The organism is Saccharomonospora sp. NPDC046836 (assembly GCF_040645195.1).
Taxonomy (GTDB): Bacteria; Actinomycetota; Actinomycetes; order Mycobacteriales; family Pseudonocardiaceae; genus Prauserella_A.
This window is the reverse complement of sequence record NZ_JBEYXW010000022.1, coordinates 1-13,835: the sequence shown is the minus strand read 5'-3', so window position 1 is coordinate 13,835 and position 13,835 is coordinate 1. Positions and strand designations below refer to the sequence as shown.

The 13,835-nt window shown below is 69.8% G+C and carries 16 protein-coding genes and 1 pseudogene; 8 read left to right on the top strand and 9 right to left on the bottom strand.

The genetic code is table 11. The annotated features are described in order from the left end of the window. Window positions 1-3: 3 nt before the first annotated feature. Both ABZ863_RS23220 and ABZ863_RS23215 read right to left on the bottom strand, forming a co-directional pair. Complete coding sequence (locus ABZ863_RS23220; protein ID WP_358539398.1) at window positions 4-666, bottom strand: DUF3159 domain-containing protein; 663 nt, start codon at window positions 664-666, stop codon at window positions 4-6. A gap of 105 nt (window positions 667-771) precedes the next feature. Then, complete coding sequence (locus tag ABZ863_RS23215; protein WP_358539148.1) at window positions 772-1,152, bottom strand: OB-fold nucleic acid binding domain-containing protein; 381 nt, start codon at window positions 1,150-1,152, stop codon at window positions 772-774. Window positions 1,153-1,257: 105 nt separating this feature from the next. Here ABZ863_RS23215 and ABZ863_RS23210 point away from each other — a divergent pair, with 105 nt between their 5' ends. After that, complete coding sequence (locus ABZ863_RS23210; RefSeq protein WP_358539146.1) at window positions 1,258-1,968, top strand: alpha/beta hydrolase; 711 nt, start codon at window positions 1,258-1,260, stop codon at window positions 1,966-1,968. 193 nt (window positions 1,969-2,161) lie between these two features. Here ABZ863_RS23210 and ABZ863_RS23205 read toward each other — a convergent pair whose 3' ends face one another. After that, on the bottom strand, window positions 2,162-2,839 hold the full coding sequence (locus ABZ863_RS23205; RefSeq protein ID WP_358539144.1) for a DUF3710 domain-containing protein: 678 nt from the start codon (window positions 2,837-2,839) through the stop codon (window positions 2,162-2,164). Window positions 2,840-2,841: 2 nt separating this feature from the next. After that, on the bottom strand, window positions 2,842-3,303 hold the full coding sequence (gene dut / locus ABZ863_RS23200; protein ID WP_358539142.1) for a dUTP diphosphatase: 462 nt from the start codon (window positions 3,301-3,303) through the stop codon (window positions 2,842-2,844). 24 nt (window positions 3,304-3,327) lie between these two features. Between dut and ABZ863_RS23195 the strand changes: the two genes are divergently transcribed. After that, complete coding sequence (locus tag ABZ863_RS23195) at window positions 3,328-3,831, top strand: DUF3093 domain-containing protein (protein WP_358539139.1); 504 nt, start codon at window positions 3,328-3,330, stop codon at window positions 3,829-3,831. A gap of 101 nt (window positions 3,832-3,932) precedes the next feature. Here the strand turns inward: ABZ863_RS23195 and ABZ863_RS23190 are convergent, their stop codons facing one another. Further along, the gene (locus ABZ863_RS23190; RefSeq protein ID WP_009153915.1) at window positions 3,933-4,241 is read right to left on the bottom strand and encodes a DUF4193 domain-containing protein; all 309 of its coding nucleotides are present in this window, start codon (window positions 4,239-4,241) and stop codon (window positions 3,933-3,935) included. Between the two features lie 436 nt (window positions 4,242-4,677). Between ABZ863_RS23190 and cei the strand changes: the two genes are divergently transcribed. After that, window positions 4,678-5,394: an envelope integrity protein Cei gene (gene cei, locus ABZ863_RS23185; RefSeq protein ID WP_358539135.1), complete on the top strand. Its 717-nt coding sequence runs from the start codon at window positions 4,678-4,680 to the stop codon at window positions 5,392-5,394. A 3-nt stretch (window positions 5,395-5,397) separates the two neighbouring features. Here cei and ABZ863_RS23180 read toward each other — a convergent pair whose 3' ends face one another. Then, on the bottom strand, window positions 5,398-6,225 hold the full coding sequence (locus tag ABZ863_RS23180; protein ID WP_358539133.1) for an inositol monophosphatase family protein: 828 nt from the start codon (window positions 6,223-6,225) through the stop codon (window positions 5,398-5,400). Window positions 6,226-6,418: 193 nt separating this feature from the next. Between ABZ863_RS23180 and ppgK the strand changes: the two genes are divergently transcribed. Then, window positions 6,419-7,180 carry a polyphosphate--glucose phosphotransferase gene (gene ppgK, locus ABZ863_RS23175; RefSeq protein ID WP_358539130.1) on the top strand — a complete coding sequence of 254 codons (762 nt, stop codon included), beginning with the start codon at window positions 6,419-6,421 and terminating at the stop codon, window positions 7,178-7,180. A 183-nt stretch (window positions 7,181-7,363) separates the two neighbouring features. After that, a complete protein-coding gene (locus ABZ863_RS23170) occupies window positions 7,364-8,752 on the top strand; it encodes an RNA polymerase sigma factor (protein WP_358539127.1) in 1,389 nt (462 codons plus the stop codon). Here the strand turns inward: ABZ863_RS23170 and ABZ863_RS23165 are convergent. The 3 genes from ABZ863_RS23165 to ABZ863_RS23155 are packed head-to-tail and all read right to left on the bottom strand — an operon-like array spanning window position 8,740 to window position 11,739. Further along, the gene (locus ABZ863_RS23165) at window positions 8,740-9,549 is read right to left on the bottom strand and encodes a hypothetical protein (RefSeq protein ID WP_358539124.1); all 810 of its coding nucleotides are present in this window, start codon (window positions 9,547-9,549) and stop codon (window positions 8,740-8,742) included. The two genes, ABZ863_RS23170 and ABZ863_RS23165, sit on opposite strands and share 13 nt — an antisense overlap. A gap of 4 nt (window positions 9,550-9,553) precedes the next feature. Continuing rightward, window positions 9,554-10,906 carry a glutamine synthetase gene (locus tag ABZ863_RS23160; protein ID WP_358539121.1) on the bottom strand — a complete coding sequence of 451 codons (1,353 nt, stop codon included), beginning with the start codon at window positions 10,904-10,906 and terminating at the stop codon, window positions 9,554-9,556. 38 nt (window positions 10,907-10,944) lie between these two features. Then, entirely contained in the window at window positions 10,945-11,739 is a 795-nt protein-coding gene (locus tag ABZ863_RS23155; RefSeq protein WP_358539395.1) for an EamA family transporter, read from the bottom strand. Window positions 11,740-12,063: 324 nt separating this feature from the next. Between ABZ863_RS23155 and ABZ863_RS23150 the strand changes: the two genes are divergently transcribed. The 3 genes and pseudogenes from ABZ863_RS23150 (at window position 12,064) to ABZ863_RS23140 (ending at window position 13,736) form a co-directional block, all read left to right on the top strand. Beyond that, window positions 12,064-12,243, top strand: coding sequence for a hypothetical protein (locus ABZ863_RS23150; protein WP_358539118.1), 180 nt, complete (start codon window positions 12,064-12,066; stop codon window positions 12,241-12,243). Window positions 12,244-12,376: 133 nt separating this feature from the next. After that, window positions 12,377-13,128: pseudogene (locus ABZ863_RS23145) on the top strand (PepSY-associated TM helix domain-containing protein). Then, a complete protein-coding gene (locus ABZ863_RS23140; RefSeq protein ID WP_358539392.1) occupies window positions 13,056-13,736 on the top strand; it encodes a PepSY domain-containing protein in 681 nt (226 codons plus the stop codon). The pseudogene ABZ863_RS23145 and the gene ABZ863_RS23140 overlap by 73 nt, the downstream one beginning before the upstream one ends. Window positions 13,737-13,835 lie beyond the last annotated feature (99 nt).

Genomic DNA, 13,835 nt, shown 5'->3' with positions numbered 1-13,835 from the left:
CTCTCACGCCTCCCGCGTGGGCGGGGTGCCGTACTTCACGCGCAGTTGCGCCTCGATCTCGGCGTCGGAGAGCTCGTCGGACCGCTGCGCCTCGGCCAGTTCCGCGAGCCGCTTGTCCGACCGGCGCACGGCCCACACGACGACGAGCAGGGCCAGGCCGTACAGCGGGTACCCCATCGCGATCTTGGCGAAGGCGAGCCAGCCGGTGTAGTCCTCTTCGTACAGCCAGCGCTGGACGATGAAACGCGCGGCGAACACGCCGGCGAGCGCCAGCGTGGCGAGGTCGTAGCCGAGGCGGGACGGCTTGTCCTTGCGCCACGCCATCCCGCTGCCGTTGAGGAAGCTCCACACCACACCGGCCAGCGGCCAGCGCACCAGTACGGAGATGACCAGCGCGGAGCAGTAGACGAGGCTCGCCCAGATACCGAAGAGGAAGAAACCCCTCGCCGAGCCGGTGCGATAGGCGATGAACGCGGCGATCGCGATACCGAAGAACCCGGAGATCGCGGGCTGCAACGGCTCCTTGCGGACGAGCCGCACAACGGTGATCAGCACCGCGCTGCCCACCGCGCTCCAGATGCCGACCTGCAGGCCGAACAGGGCGTTCGCGATGACGAACACGATGACCGGCAGCGACGAGTAGAACAGCCCCGAGACGCCGCCCATCTGCTCGAGCAGTGTCGGTTCGCGCTCAGCCTCGGTGGCAGCCGGTTTCCCGGTGCTCTCGGACTTCTCGCCGGTGCGGTCGGGCTCAGTCACGCGCGCTAACTCTCACTCAGTCGTCTGCAACAGTTCGTAGTAGGGGTTGTACAGCACCTTCTGACCGTTGCGATCGGCCATCCGGCCGCGGACCTTGATGGTGCGCCCCGGCTCGATGCCAGGGATCCGGCGCCTGCCCAGCCACACCAGCGTGACCTCGTCGGTGCCGTCGAACAACTCCGCCTCCAGGGTGGCGGCTCCGTTCGCCGGGCACAAATCAACACTCCGTAACCGGCCGAGGACGGTTACTTCCTCACCCGACCGGCAGTCGCATGCCCGCTGCGCACCACCGGCCTCGGACTTCTCCGACAGATCAGCGGCGTCCAACTGTTCGATGTCGCTGGTCAGCTTCCGAACCAACCGGCTGAAGTAGCCGCCCTCTTTGGCGGACATAGGCGCCCTACTCCTGTGCTCTGCGGGCCCGGATTCCCCGACCCGTGCTTACCAAGCCTAGCTCTCGTGGCAGCAAGGGAAACCGAGTTACGCCAGGATCGCAACGTGACGTCCGTTAACCCGAGACCAACCGCCGTCCTGCTGCCCGGCACGGGTTCGGATGAGGTGTTCGTCCGTTCGGTGTTCGCCCGTCCGCTGGCCGCACTCGGGATCGAGCTGATCACACCGGCACCTCCGCGTGGCACGGCTGTGGTTGCGGGGACCATGGCGCTGGTCGACGACCTCGCGCGGACGGTGAGCGGGCCGTTGCTGGTCGGCGGTATCTCGCTCGGCGCCCATCTCGCCACCGACTGGGCACTTGGCAACCCCGGCCGCTGCGCCGGGGTGCTCGCAGCGCTGCCTGCCTGGCACGGCGAACCGGGACACGCACCGGCCGCCGTCGCAGCGCGGGCCTGCGCCGATCTGGTCGACCGGGCCGGGCTGGACACCGCGCTCGCCACAGCCACGCATGGTGTCGCGCCGTGGCTGGCCGCGGAGCTGGACCGCGCGTGGCGACGGCACGGCGACACGCTGCCTGCGAGCCTGCGGGCCGCGGCGGCGCATCCCGCCCCCGAGCCGGTACGGCTGCGCACGCTGGAGGTGCCGGTGGGGATCGCCGCCTGTGCCGACGATCCTGTGCATCCGCTGGCCGCCGCCCAGGTGTGGGCCGGCGCGCTACCGAGGGCGCGCGTATGCGAGACGACGTTGGAGGCGTTCGGCGCCGACCGGGAGGCCGTCGGCAGGGCCGCCGTCCTCGCGTGGCTCCGCGCCCGCTGAGGCTGCTTGTTTCACAAGCGGCGGAGCCGCTTGCCGTGGGCCACCAGCCCACGCCGCCGCGGGTTCTGAGACGTCTTCTCGCGAGGACAGCGACGACGTGGTGAACTGGACATTCTTGAGGAGGCGATCCCGGAGCGAGAAGGCCTCTCAGGTTCCGCCACTCGCACCGCCACGCAAACCATCAAGACATTCTCTAGCTGCCCTGGCCCTGCTGTTGTGCGATGTGGCTTGCCACGGCTTCGGGGAGCTTGATCGGCAGCGGGGTGCGGACGGGCATCGGCGAGTCGCCGCGGACGACGATGGTGTCGCGCACGATGTCCCGCAGCGCCACCGGCGCGTGGGCGGCCTGTGACTGCGGACCGGCGATCACCCCGCGCAGCATCCACCGCGGGCCGTCGACGCCGACGAAACGCAACGCCACCTCCCCGACGATGGCCGACAGCTCGATGCCCCACTCGCCACGTCCCGAGGTGACCTTCGCGCCGTCGGAACGCAGCTGCTCGGCCAGCTCGGTGCTGACGTCCTTCCACAGCCCGCCCGAGCGGGGCGCGGCGTAGGCGCTCACCGTGGCCTGGCCGTGCGCGGTGACGACGTGGACGGCGCGAACGTTGCCGTTCTGCTGGTCCATCTCGACCTGCACCTGCGAACCGTCCGGGACCGGTATCCGCACCGAGCCGAGATCCATCCGCGGGCGACCGTCGTCGGGCGCGTCGGCGATGTCGAACGGCCCCTCCGCCGCGGAGGCGTCCGCGGCGGGATCGTCCGGCCCGGTGACGACCGCGGCCGTCACCTCGGGAGCCTCGGCGACCTCGGCTGCCTCGGCGCGCTCGTCATGCCTCCGGTCTCGGCGCTTACGTCCGAAAATCCCCACCACTACTCCGTTCCGAGGGCCGCATGCCCACCCGTCGAACCGTAACCCCCCGCGCCGCGGACGGTCGCTTCGAGTTCGGCGACCTCCACGAACTCGGCGTGCTCGACCCGCTGCACGATCAGCTGAGCGATCCGGTCACCCCGTGCCAGCACGACCGGTTCCACCGGATCATGGTTGACCAGGCACACCCGGATCTCCCCGCGGTAGCCGGAGTCGATCGTGCCCGGCGTGTTCACGATCGAGAGCCCGACCCTGGCGGCCAGCCCGGAGCGCGGGTGCACGAAGCCGGCATAACCGGGCGGCAGCGCGATGGCCACCCCCGTGCCGACGACCGCCCGCTCCCCCGGCTGCAGCACCACGTCGGAGGTGGTCACGAGATCGGCACCGGCATCTCCGGGGTGGGCGTATGCCGGCAGCGGCACACCGGGATCGAGGCGGGAAAGCAGGACCTGCACGCTGGACACGACTCGCGAGACTACCCTGACCCTGTGAGCAGCGGGACGAGTGCGCGAACCGAGACCGGCCGTCAGTATGCGGAGCGGCTGTACCTGTCGTGGTGGGGCTGGCCGTTGCCGCTGGTGGGCAGCGCACTGCTGGCCGCGGAGATCCACATGGGCTACCCGGGCGTCCGGGCCTGGCTGCCCTACGTGATCCTGCTGCCGCTGGCGGTGGTTCTGCTGCTGGGCATGGGCAGGTTGAAGGTCCAGGTCACCGGTGGCGACGAGCCCGAGCTGTGGGTCGGCGACGCGCACCTGCCGCTGCGCTACCTCGGCGCCGTCGAGGTGATCGGCAAGGACCGCAAACGCAAGGCGCTCGGGCCGGAACTGGATCCCGCCGCGTTCGTCGCGCACCGCGGCTGGGTGCCGACGATGGTGCGCGTCCACCTCACCGATCCCGCGGACCCCACGCCGTACTGGCTGTTCAGCACGCGTCACCCCGAGCGGCTCGCGGCGCTCCTGCGTGCACGGGGCGTGGCGGAAGAGACCGCCTGAAACGAAGCGGGGTGGTCGAGCGTGTGCTCGACCACCCGTTTTCAGCGTGAGCCCCTCCGGATGCCGTTCCACCCCCGCGGCTGCGCTTGCCGGCCGCGCCGTCAGGCGCAGTCGCGGCAAATGAGCCGTCCGCCCGACTCCTCGGCCAGCCGGCTGCGGTGGTGCACCAGGAAGCACACCGAACAAGTGAACTCGTCTGCCTGCTTCGGCACGACCTTGACGGTCAGGTCCTCACCCGACAACCCCGAAAGGTCGGCCCCCGGAAGCTCAAAGTTCTCGGCGGTCGCGTCTTCGTCTACGTCGACCACACCAGACTGCGTCTCGTTGCGCCGCGCCTTCAGCTCCTCCAACGAGTCTTCAGCCAGCTCGTCGGCTTCGCTGCGGCGCGGAGCGTCGTAGTCGGTCGCCATTGTCCCTTCACCCCTGCGATAGCTTCGATACCAGTACGGGAACGCCCGAGCCGCCGCTCGAGAGTCCTTCGTGCCGCTGGTCAACGTCCCAGCGCCCGTGTTTGTGCCCGGAAACGACAGTGAGCGACGTCTCTTTCGGCGGTCGTCATGAACTCGTGTGCGAGACGGTCGCTGTCGGCCGGGAGCCCGCAGAGGGTAGCCCACTGCTCACCCGGGCTTGCGGCAGGTCGCCCTAGTCCGACGATACGTCACCCGACAGGGCTAATCGCCCCTCAATGAACTCGCGCCGTTCGAGGCCGAATCCGGAGTCGACGGGCTGGCCGGCGGCGATGTCGCGCGCTCTCGGGTCACAACCTGACGACATCCGATAGGGGTGTGCCATGGGTTGATCTGTAACGCCTAGGCTGATCAGCAACGACGGTGTCGATGAAATGACATGGTGCGGGCGGGAAATGCGGAAGGGACGGCTGTGGTGTCGGGGAACGGGGGCGTCCGAGGCAGTCGCGTCAGACCGTACCGGAAGTACAAACCGGTGCCCGCACTCATCGTGCTGGGGGCGATGGGCCTCGTGGCCACATTCGTCTGGGTCAACGCACTGTCGTCCACCGACGATCTCACCACGGCAATCCACTGCGAGCCGACCGCGACGCCACCCGCGGGCGTGACCTACGACGTGCAGGCCAACGACGCACTCGCCGGCGCCCAGCCCGCGCCACCGGACCGGGTCGCGGTGCGCGTGCTGAACGCCAGTGGCGCACGTGGCGAGGCGGCGATGACGACCGAAGGGCTGCGGCAGCTCGGCTTCACGCAGATCGCCCAGCCGGACAACGATGACGCCTACGGCGACCGGACGGCGAACTGCCACGGGCAGATCCGCTTCGGCACCAACGGTGAGAGTGCAGCGCGCACTCTCCAGCTCGTCGACCCGTGCCTGGAACTGGTCAGAGACAACCGCCAGGACGCCACCGTCGACCTCGCGGTCGGCACCAGGTTCAACGACGCCCGCCCCACCCGCACGGCACTGGATGTGCTCGACCAGCTCAAGACCTGGTCCGCCCAGAACCGCAATGCCGGCAACAGCGAGCAGTCGACGGGCCAGGGCCCCGTCGTCGACCAGGAACTCCTCGACCACACCGCCCCGACAGTCTGCTGATCGTCACACGGTGGCGGCGCCGCATTTGATGGCGGCGACGCGAAGGGCTTCGGCGATCGATGGTGGCGCAGCGAGGGTGGCGTCCACCCCGAGCTCCGGATCCGTACCCGGCAGGGACACGACCGCGCCCGCTTCCTCGGCGATGAGGGCGCCGGCAGCCCAGTCCCACCGCTTGAGGCCGTGCTCGAAGTAGGCGTCGGTCCAGCCGGCGGCGACAGCGCACAGGTCCAGTGACGCCGCGCCGGGCCTGCGGATGTCACGGACGTGGCCGAGCAGGCCTGCGATCAGCTCCGCCTGGCGGGCCCTGCGCTCGGGCACGTAGGCGAAACCGGTGCCGAGCAAGGCGAGATCGAGCCGCTCGGGTGCGTTGACCCGCAGCCGCCTGCCGTCGAGCCACGACCCGGCACCCCGCGCGGCCGTCCACCGCCGCCCGCTCACCGGTTCGACGACGGCGCCGGCCACGGACACACCACCGACCTGGGCCGCCACCGAGACGGCGAACTCCGGCAGCCCGTAGAGGAAGTTCACGGTGCCGTCGATGGGATCGACGACCCAGGTGACCCCCGCACCGAGCTGCCCGCCCGCTTCCTCGCCGAGCACGGGCTCCCCGGGGCGCAGCTCGGCCAGCCGCGCCCGGATGAACCGTTCCGACTCGTGATCGACCGCAGTGACGACGTCGGTCTTGCTGGTCTTGGTGTCGACAGCGACTTCCCCACCAGCGAGCATGGACTCACGCGCATGCAGGACCAGCTCGGCGGCTTCGGCCGCGACCTGTTCCGCGACGACGGCCAGTGCGGTTGGCTCGGGTTCGGTAACTCCCATGCCCACCATGGGATCACAGAGGGGGTATGGGGGCTTGCCCCATGTGGGGTGTGAGGTCGCGGGTATGGGGGCTTGCCCCCATGTCGGTATGGGCCGCGGGCATGGGGACTTGCCCCCATGTGGGGTGTGAGGCCGCGCCCCACAAAACACAGCTAAAGTCTCCGCCAATGGCTTCTGAATCGAATAGGAAAGGACGACGCCAATGACGGCGACCCGCGGTCTCGGCATCGACATCGGCGGCAGCGGTATCAAGGGCGGCCTTGTCGATCTGGAGATGGGCCAGCTGATCGGCGACCGGATGCGGATCGACACCCCGCAGCCGGCGACGCCCGATGCCGTCTCCGACGTCGTCGCCGAGATCCTGGACCGGTTCGAGTGGGACGGCCCGGTCGGCATCACGCTGCCCGCGGTCATCAAGAAGGGCGTGGCGCAGACCGCCGCGAACATCGACCCGAGCTGGATCGGCACCGATGCCGACGCTCTGTTCGCCAAGCGGATCGGCAGGCACGTCGACGACGTCGCGATGCTCAACGACGCCGATGCCGCGGGCATGGCCGAGATGCGCTTCGGTGACCCTGCGGCCCGGCACGGCGTGGTCGCACTGCTCACCTTCGGCACCGGCATCGGCAGCGCGCTGTTCCAGGACGGCAAGCTCGTCCCCAACACCGAGTTCGGTCACCTCGAGGTCGACGGGCACGATGCCGAGAAGAAGGCCGCCGCCTCCGTCAAGGACAACGAGGGCCTCTCCTACCCGGATTGGGCCAAGCGGGTCGATCGTTACCTGACCGTGCTCGAGAACCTCATCTGGCCGGACCTGTTCATCGTCGGTGGCGGGGTCAGCAGGAAGGCGGAGAAATGGGTGCCACTGCTGAACATCAGGACCCGCGTCATCGTCGCATCGCTGCAGAACAACGCCGGAATCGTGGGCGCAGCGGCGGCCGCGGCGGAGGGCATCGGGCACTGACCGGCAGCGTCCGGCGACACACCGCGGCAGCACCGGCTCGCGGCGGAAAAGTTGATCGCTTGGCGCCGCTTTCCCACATCGTCGTTACAATGGAACACGGCCCTCGGCTGCGGGAGGAAAACCGCAGGCCGGGGCATGTTTCCCCTATCTAGGGCAGCCGGGACGCATGCGTACCGGCTCGTCATGATCGACCGCTGCGAAAGGGCGTACGTGGCAGCCGCAAAGACCGCAACCCGAAGCGGGACGAAGACAACGAGCGCCGCCAAGCAAGCGACAGCCGAGGACAGCACGGCGGCCGCGAACGGGACGGCCACGTCAGAGGGCACGCAGGCCGCGAAGAAGGTCCCCGCGAAGACGACGCGGGCGCGCAAGGGTGCCAAGACCGACAAGCCCAAGACCAAGGGCGAGTCCTCGGAGTTCGGCGACGACATCGATGCCGCCGAGCTGGAAGACGTCGATCTGTCCGACCTCGATGTCGACGCGGTGGAAGTCGACGTCGTCGACGCGACGGTGACCGAGGAAGAGGGCGAGGACGAGCCCGCCGAGGAGGAGCCGGCCAGCAAGCCCCGTTCCTCCAACGACCCGGATTTCGTGTGGGACGAGGAGGAGTCCGAGGCGCTGCGGCAGGCCCGCAAGGACGCCGAACTGACGGCCTCCGCCGACTCGGTGCGCGCCTACCTCAAGCAGATCGGTAAGGTCGCGCTGCTCAACGCGGAGGAGGAGGTCGAGCTCGCCAAGCGGATCGAGGCCGGGCTCTACGCCGCCGAGCGAGTGCGGATCGCCGAGGACGAAGGCGAGAAGCTCAGCACCCAGATGCGCCGCGACCTCAAGTGGATCGTGCGCGACGGCGAGCGGGCGAAGAGCCACCTGCTGGAAGCGAACCTCCGCCTCGTGGTGTCACTGGCCAAGCGCTACACCGGCCGGGGCATGGCGTTCCTGGACCTGATCCAGGAAGGAAACCTGGGTCTGATCCGTGCGGTCGAGAAGTTCGACTACACCAAGGGCTTCAAGTTCTCCACGTACGCCACCTGGTGGATCCGGCAGGCGATCACCCGTGCCATGGCCGACCAGGCCCGCACCATCCGTATCCCGGTGCACATGGTCGAGGTGATCAACAAGCTCGGCCGCATCCAGCGTGAGCTGCTGCAGGACCTCGGTCGCGAGCCCACCCCCGAGGAGCTCGCCAAGGAGATGGACATCTCGCCGGAGAAGGTCCTGGAGATCCAGCAGTACGCGCGCGAGCCGATCTCACTCGACCAGACCATCGGCGACGAGGGCGACTCGCAGCTCGGTGACTTCATCGAGGACAGCGAGGCCGTGGTGGCAGTGGACGCGGTGTCGTTCACGCTGCTGCAGGACCAGCTCCAGTCGGTGCTGCAGACCTTGTCCGAGCGCGAGGCGGGCGTGGTGCGGCTGCGCTTCGGCCTCACCGACGGCCAGCCGCGGACTTTAGACGAGATCGGCCAGGTCTACGGCGTGACCCGCGAGCGCATCCGGCAGATCGAGTCCAAGACGATGTCGAAGCTGCGCCACCCGTCCCGTTCCCAGGTGCTGCGCGACTACCTGGACTGACCTCGCGGTGCGGGGCTGCCGTTGTCCCACAGTTGGGCACGCAGCCCCGCATCCGTGACCAGCGCCCGCGCCGCGCCTGCCCAGTCCGCGCGGACGATCAGCAACATCCCGCCCGGCGCCATTCCTTTGCGCCGCAGTGCGGCGGCCAGGTTCTCGATCGGCTGTAGATGCACCCCCTGCTCACCGAGCGAAGGATAAGTGTCCACAACGGACACAAGCGTTCCCGCCGTACCGGTGGACATTCCGGCCACGAGCACGAAATGGCCGACCCGCCAGCGAGATGTCCACAGTGGAATCTCTCCGGCGTCGAGATAATCACGAAGTAGACGCTGTGGCGTGTCGTGTGCGGCGAACTTCCCGGTGTCGACATTGGCGATCACGACCACCCTGCCCAGCCTGCGTGCGCCGTCGAGCAGCCTGCCGAGCGCGGGCACGGTCCACTCACCGCTCGCCGGCACCGCCGCCAGCTCGCCGTGGGACAGCGTCTCGATCGCCCGTGCGAGCCCGATCGCCGAGGTCCCGGCGCTTGCGGAGCCGCCGGCAACCGGGAGCGTGAGCCGGAAGTCGGCACGGCCGCACTCCCCCGGCGGCCAGCTCGGCTCGTCACCTGACGCCAGCACCGTTCCCGCAGCGAGTGCCACCTCATCCTGGTCGGTGACCTCGACACCATGCGCACGCAGCGACACCAGCCCGGCGAACGCGCCACACAGCTCGTTCTTCTGCGGTCGTTCGGCGCGCGCGTGTCGGAGCACCTCCTCGGCGCCGGGCAACGAGCTCAGCTCGTGCAGGAGGGACACGTCGTCAGTACCGCCACAGGTGGGCGCGCACGATCTCCTCGAGCGGCTTGTCCCTGGCCCATTCGGCATCGGAGCGCCGCACCGCCTGGAACGCGCCGAACAGCTCGGGGCCGAGTGCATCGGCGATCCGTGGCGAGCCGGCGAGCGCGGCAGCCTGCTCGTCCGGTGTGACCGGTAGTCGGTGCACGCCACGCGCCTCCCGCTCCGTCTCGGCCCAGGTGCCGGGATCCGCTTCGATGGGTGCGGGCGGCGTGAGGCGTTCGGTGAGGCCGGCGACGCCCGCGGCGAGCAGCACCGCCAGCGCCAGGTACGGGTTGGCGGCGGCGTCACACGGCTTGAGCTCGAGGTTGGCGTGGTCGGCGCCGAGCAGCTCCGAACCAGGGACGTACCGCAGCGGCGCTTCCCGGTTCTCCACGCCCCAGAACGTGTAGGCGCTCGCGAAGTACCCGGGCCGCAGCCGCGTCAACGACGGCACGCTCGGCGCGGTCACGGCGGTCAGCGCGGGCAGGTCGCGGAGCAGGCCTGCGAGGTAGCCCGCGCCCTCCCGTTCCGGCGCAGCCGAACCCGCGAGGAGGTTGCGGCCATGGCGGCGGATCGAGGTGTGCACGTGCCAGCCGTTGCCCGCGGCCTCCGGACTGACCAACGGGGCGAAGCTCACCCGCAGCCCATGCGCGTGGGCTGCTGCATGAATCGTCTGGCGTGCCAGCAGCTGGTCATCCGCCGCGGACACGGGGTCGGTCGCCGCGAGGCTGAGCTCCAGTTGCGCCAGACCGTACTCGGCGTGCAGCTGACCGATGCGCAGCCCGTTACCGTCGAAGTCGCGCAGCAGCGCGGCGATGAAGCCATCGAGCGGTACGAGCGCATGCGGGCTGTACGCCGGTCCCGCATGCCCGGGCGCCGAGGCGATGTCCACGCTGCCCGCCGGTGCCACCGCGAACTCCATCTCGAACCCGGCTCGCAGCTCGAACCCCTGCTGGGCTGCCGCCTCGACCTGGCGTTGCAGCGCCGTGCGCTGGCAGTAGGGCGACGGGGCGCCGTCCGCCAGCACCTGACGAGCGGGCACCCATGCCAGCGCGGGCTGCCCTGCGAGCCTGCGGAGCCGGCCGAGTACCGGGAACAGCCGGATGTCGCCCGACGGCGTGGCCAGGCCGGAATGCGCGTAGGTGATGCGGTCGTGGGTGTCGAACACCGCGAACAACGTCGTGGCCCCGACCCCGCGCGCCGCGGCGTCGGCGAGGCCGCCGATCGGCACGATCCGCGAGCGCGGGATGCCGTTGTTGTCCGCCCACGCCAGGTGCACACCGCGGACGCCCGCGAGGGCGAGGTCCTTGGCGGCCGCCGATGCCGCCTTCGTCATCCACTCATCCTGCCAGCGCGGTCGCGCTGCGTCACCCGCTACGGAGGTTCGCGTACCGCGCCATTGTCACGGGAGCGCACCGCGACCCCGCCGACGACCGCGAGGATTCCCAGGATCTCCAGCGGGCGCGGGACCTGCCCGAGTACGAGGAAGCCCGCGACCGTGGCTGTCACGGGCAGTAACGCCAGCAGCACCGCGAACCGGGCCTGCCCGACACGGCGCAGCACCACCTGGTCGAGCGCGTAGGGCACCACGGTCGACAGCAGCCCCACGCCGACGCCAAGCACCAACAGGTCCGGCGCAGCCCACACCGCCTGTGTGCCCAACGCCAGCGGCGAGAGCAGCACCGTGGCCACGGCGAAGCCGACCGCGAGGCTGTCGATGCCGTTGCCGTCGAGCGCCACCTTCCTGCCGAGCAGGATGTAGCAGGCCCACGCCGCGGCGGCCGCCAGCGCGAACGCGACGCCGGCGGGGCTTCCGCGCAGCTGGACGTCGGCAATGCACACCACGCCGACGGCGACCAATGCGAGCGCGGCGACATCGCGCCGCCCGCGGGTTCCGGCGGCGGCGACCACGACCGGTCCGGTGAACTCGAGCGCCACGGCGGTGCCGAGCGGCAACCGCGCGACCGCCTCGTAGAACACGACGTTCATCCCCGCCGTCACGACGCCGAACACCGCGGCCAGAAGCAGCGGCCGCCCCCGCCACGCGGCGCGGCCCGGCCTGCGCCAGGCGAGCAGGATCAGCGCGGCTCCGAGGCAGCGCAGCCACGCGACTCCGGACGGCGACGCGACGTCGAACAACCACACCGCAACCGCAGCCCCGACGTACATCGAAATTCCGCTGAGAACGAACAAGATCGGCGCCGGGACCGTGTCGAATCGCCGTTTCGAACCCGCAATGTCCACGCAATGATGGTGCCTGACCATGGCAAACGTGCCGCCACGACCACCGGTTTCGGCGAACAGCGGGATCGATCTAGGGCATTCGGGGGAAATCGACGTGACGCACCTCCCACACACACGGGAACACTTGCGGGCGGCCAAACGTCTGCAAGAGTGGAGGCAGCGAACACCGGGAACGGCGCCAGCCGGGAACGGTGTCGTGGCTGAATTGATGGCATCGGCGCGCCGATGCCGGGACGGAGGGAGACTCCAATGACCTCACCGACGCTCACCCGCCCCGAACTGACCGCTGCGGACCGTTGTGACCGTTGTGGCGCAGCCGCACAGCTGCGCGCGGTACTTCCCAGCGGCGGAGAGCTGCTGTTCTGCGGACACCACGGTCGCGAGTACGAGGCCAAGCTCAAGGAGATGGCCGCGGACATCCAGCGCTGAGCCACTACCAGCCGCGTAACGGGCGGGGATCCTTCGGAGGATCCCCGCCCGTTCGGCATTTCGGAGGCCAGTGAGCCGCGCCACAGTGCGATGGCGTGGGAACCACCACGGCTGAGGCGGCGACCTGGTCAGTATGTCGACCGCCGAGCTCGAGACCTCATCGCCAACGCCCACCAGCTGGTCCGTGCGGCCGCTGCTGCTCCGCCTGCATTTCTATGCGGGCATTCTGATCGGGCCGTTCGTTCTCATCGCGGCGCTGACCGGCTTGCTGTACGTGTTCGCACCGCAACTCGAGCAGGCGCTCCACACCATGAGCTGCGCGTTCCCGCCTCACCGGTGTCGGTGCCGCTGGCCGAGCAGGTCGCGGCGGCACAGGCCGCCCTCCCGGAGGGCACGCTGGCGGCGATCCAGCCTGCTCCCTCGGACACCGACACCACACAGGTGCTGTTCAGTTCGCCGGAGCTCGCTGAGAGCTACCACTACACAGCGTTCGTCAACCCGCACGACGGCGAGGTCCGCGGAGTGCTCGAAACGTACGGGTCAGGGCAGGCGCTGCCCGTCCGGGCGTGGCTGGACCAGCTGCACCGTGGCCTGCATCTCGGTGACGTCGGCCGAATCTACAGCGAGCTCGCCGCCAGCTGGCTGTGGGTCGTCGTGCTCGGCGGCCTGGTGTTGTGGTGGGGCAAGCGCCGCCGACGCAGGCTGCGGCCCGACCGCACCACGACGGGACGCCAGCGGACGCTGTCCTGGCACGGCGTCACCGGCACCCGGGTGGCGCTCGTGCTGTTGTTCCTGTCAGCCACCGGCCTGACCTGGTCGCAGTTCGCCGGGGAGAACGTCGCCGCCCTGCGGGAGGCACTGTCCTGGCAGACGCCGTCGGTGTAGGCGAGCACGCGGAGCACGGCGCGGCCGGCCACGAGCCGTCGACCGGCGGGCAGGGTGATTCCGCAGTCGATATCGGCGTCGATCGCGTGCTCGCCACGGCACGCACGGTGGGGCTGGACAATCCGGTCGAGATCGTCCCGCCCGTGGCGGACGGCGAGGCCTATGTCGTCAGGCAGATCCAGCGCAGCTGGCCGGAGAAGCAGGATTCGGCAGCGATCCATCCGGCAACCGGCGAGGTGCTCGACGTGCTGCGGTTCGCCGATTACCCGCTCATGGCCAAGCTCGCCCGCTGGGGCATCGACGCGCATATGGGCCTGCTGTTCGGCTGGCCGAACCAGGTCGTGCTGGCCGCGGTGTGTGTTGCGGCGATCGTGCTGATCGTGCTCGGTTACCGGATGTGGTGGCAGCGCAGGCCGACCAGGGACGTCTTCGGCGTCGGCAGGCCGTTCCCGCGCGGCGGGTGGCGCCGGTTGCCATCTTGGGCACTGGCGCTGCTCCTGGTGGCAACGGCCGCTGTGGCCTGGTTCCTGCCGCTATTCGGCATATCGCTCATGGCGTTCCTGGTGCTCGACGCCGTACTCGACGCCCGCCGCCGCGCGGTGCGCTGAACGACGATGCCGCGGCCGAGCACCCGGCACGACATCACCAGGTTGTCGATGACGATCGTGCCCGCGTCCTGCCGGGCGAACAGCACACCGACCACGCCG

What these genes read in the sequence shown, in the direction of transcription:
- ABZ863_RS23220 (WP_358539398.1), bottom strand. Translation starts at nt 666, where the DNA reads ATGGGCGGCGTCTCGGGGCTGTTCTACTCGTCGCTGCCGGTCATCGTG.
- ABZ863_RS23215 (WP_358539148.1), bottom strand. Translation starts at nt 1,152, where the DNA reads ATGTCCGCCAAAGAGGGCGGCTACTTCAGCCGGTTGGTTCGGAAGCTG.
- ABZ863_RS23190 (WP_009153915.1), bottom strand. Translation starts at nt 4,241, where the DNA reads ATGGCGACCGACTACGACGCTCCGCGCCGCAGCGAAGCCGACGAGCTG.
- cei (WP_358539135.1), top strand. Translation starts at nt 4,678, where the DNA reads ATGGTGCGGGCGGGAAATGCGGAAGGGACGGCTGTGGTGTCGGGGAAC.
- ABZ863_RS23180 (WP_358539133.1), bottom strand. Translation starts at nt 6,225, where the DNA reads ATGGTGGGCATGGGAGTTACCGAACCCGAGCCAACCGCACTGGCCGTC.
- ppgK (WP_358539130.1), top strand. Translation starts at nt 6,419, where the DNA reads ATGACGGCGACCCGCGGTCTCGGCATCGACATCGGCGGCAGCGGTATC.
- ABZ863_RS23170 (WP_358539127.1), top strand. Translation starts at nt 7,364, where the DNA reads ATGATCGACCGCTGCGAAAGGGCGTACGTGGCAGCCGCAAAGACCGCA.
- ABZ863_RS23160 (WP_358539121.1), bottom strand. Translation starts at nt 10,906, where the DNA reads ATGACGAAGGCGGCATCGGCGGCCGCCAAGGACCTCGCCCTCGCGGGC.
- ABZ863_RS23155 (WP_358539395.1), bottom strand. Translation starts at nt 11,739, where the DNA reads ATGTACGTCGGGGCTGCGGTTGCGGTGTGGTTGTTCGACGTCGCGTCG.
- ABZ863_RS23150 (WP_358539118.1), top strand. Translation starts at nt 12,064, where the DNA reads ATGACCTCACCGACGCTCACCCGCCCCGAACTGACCGCTGCGGACCGT.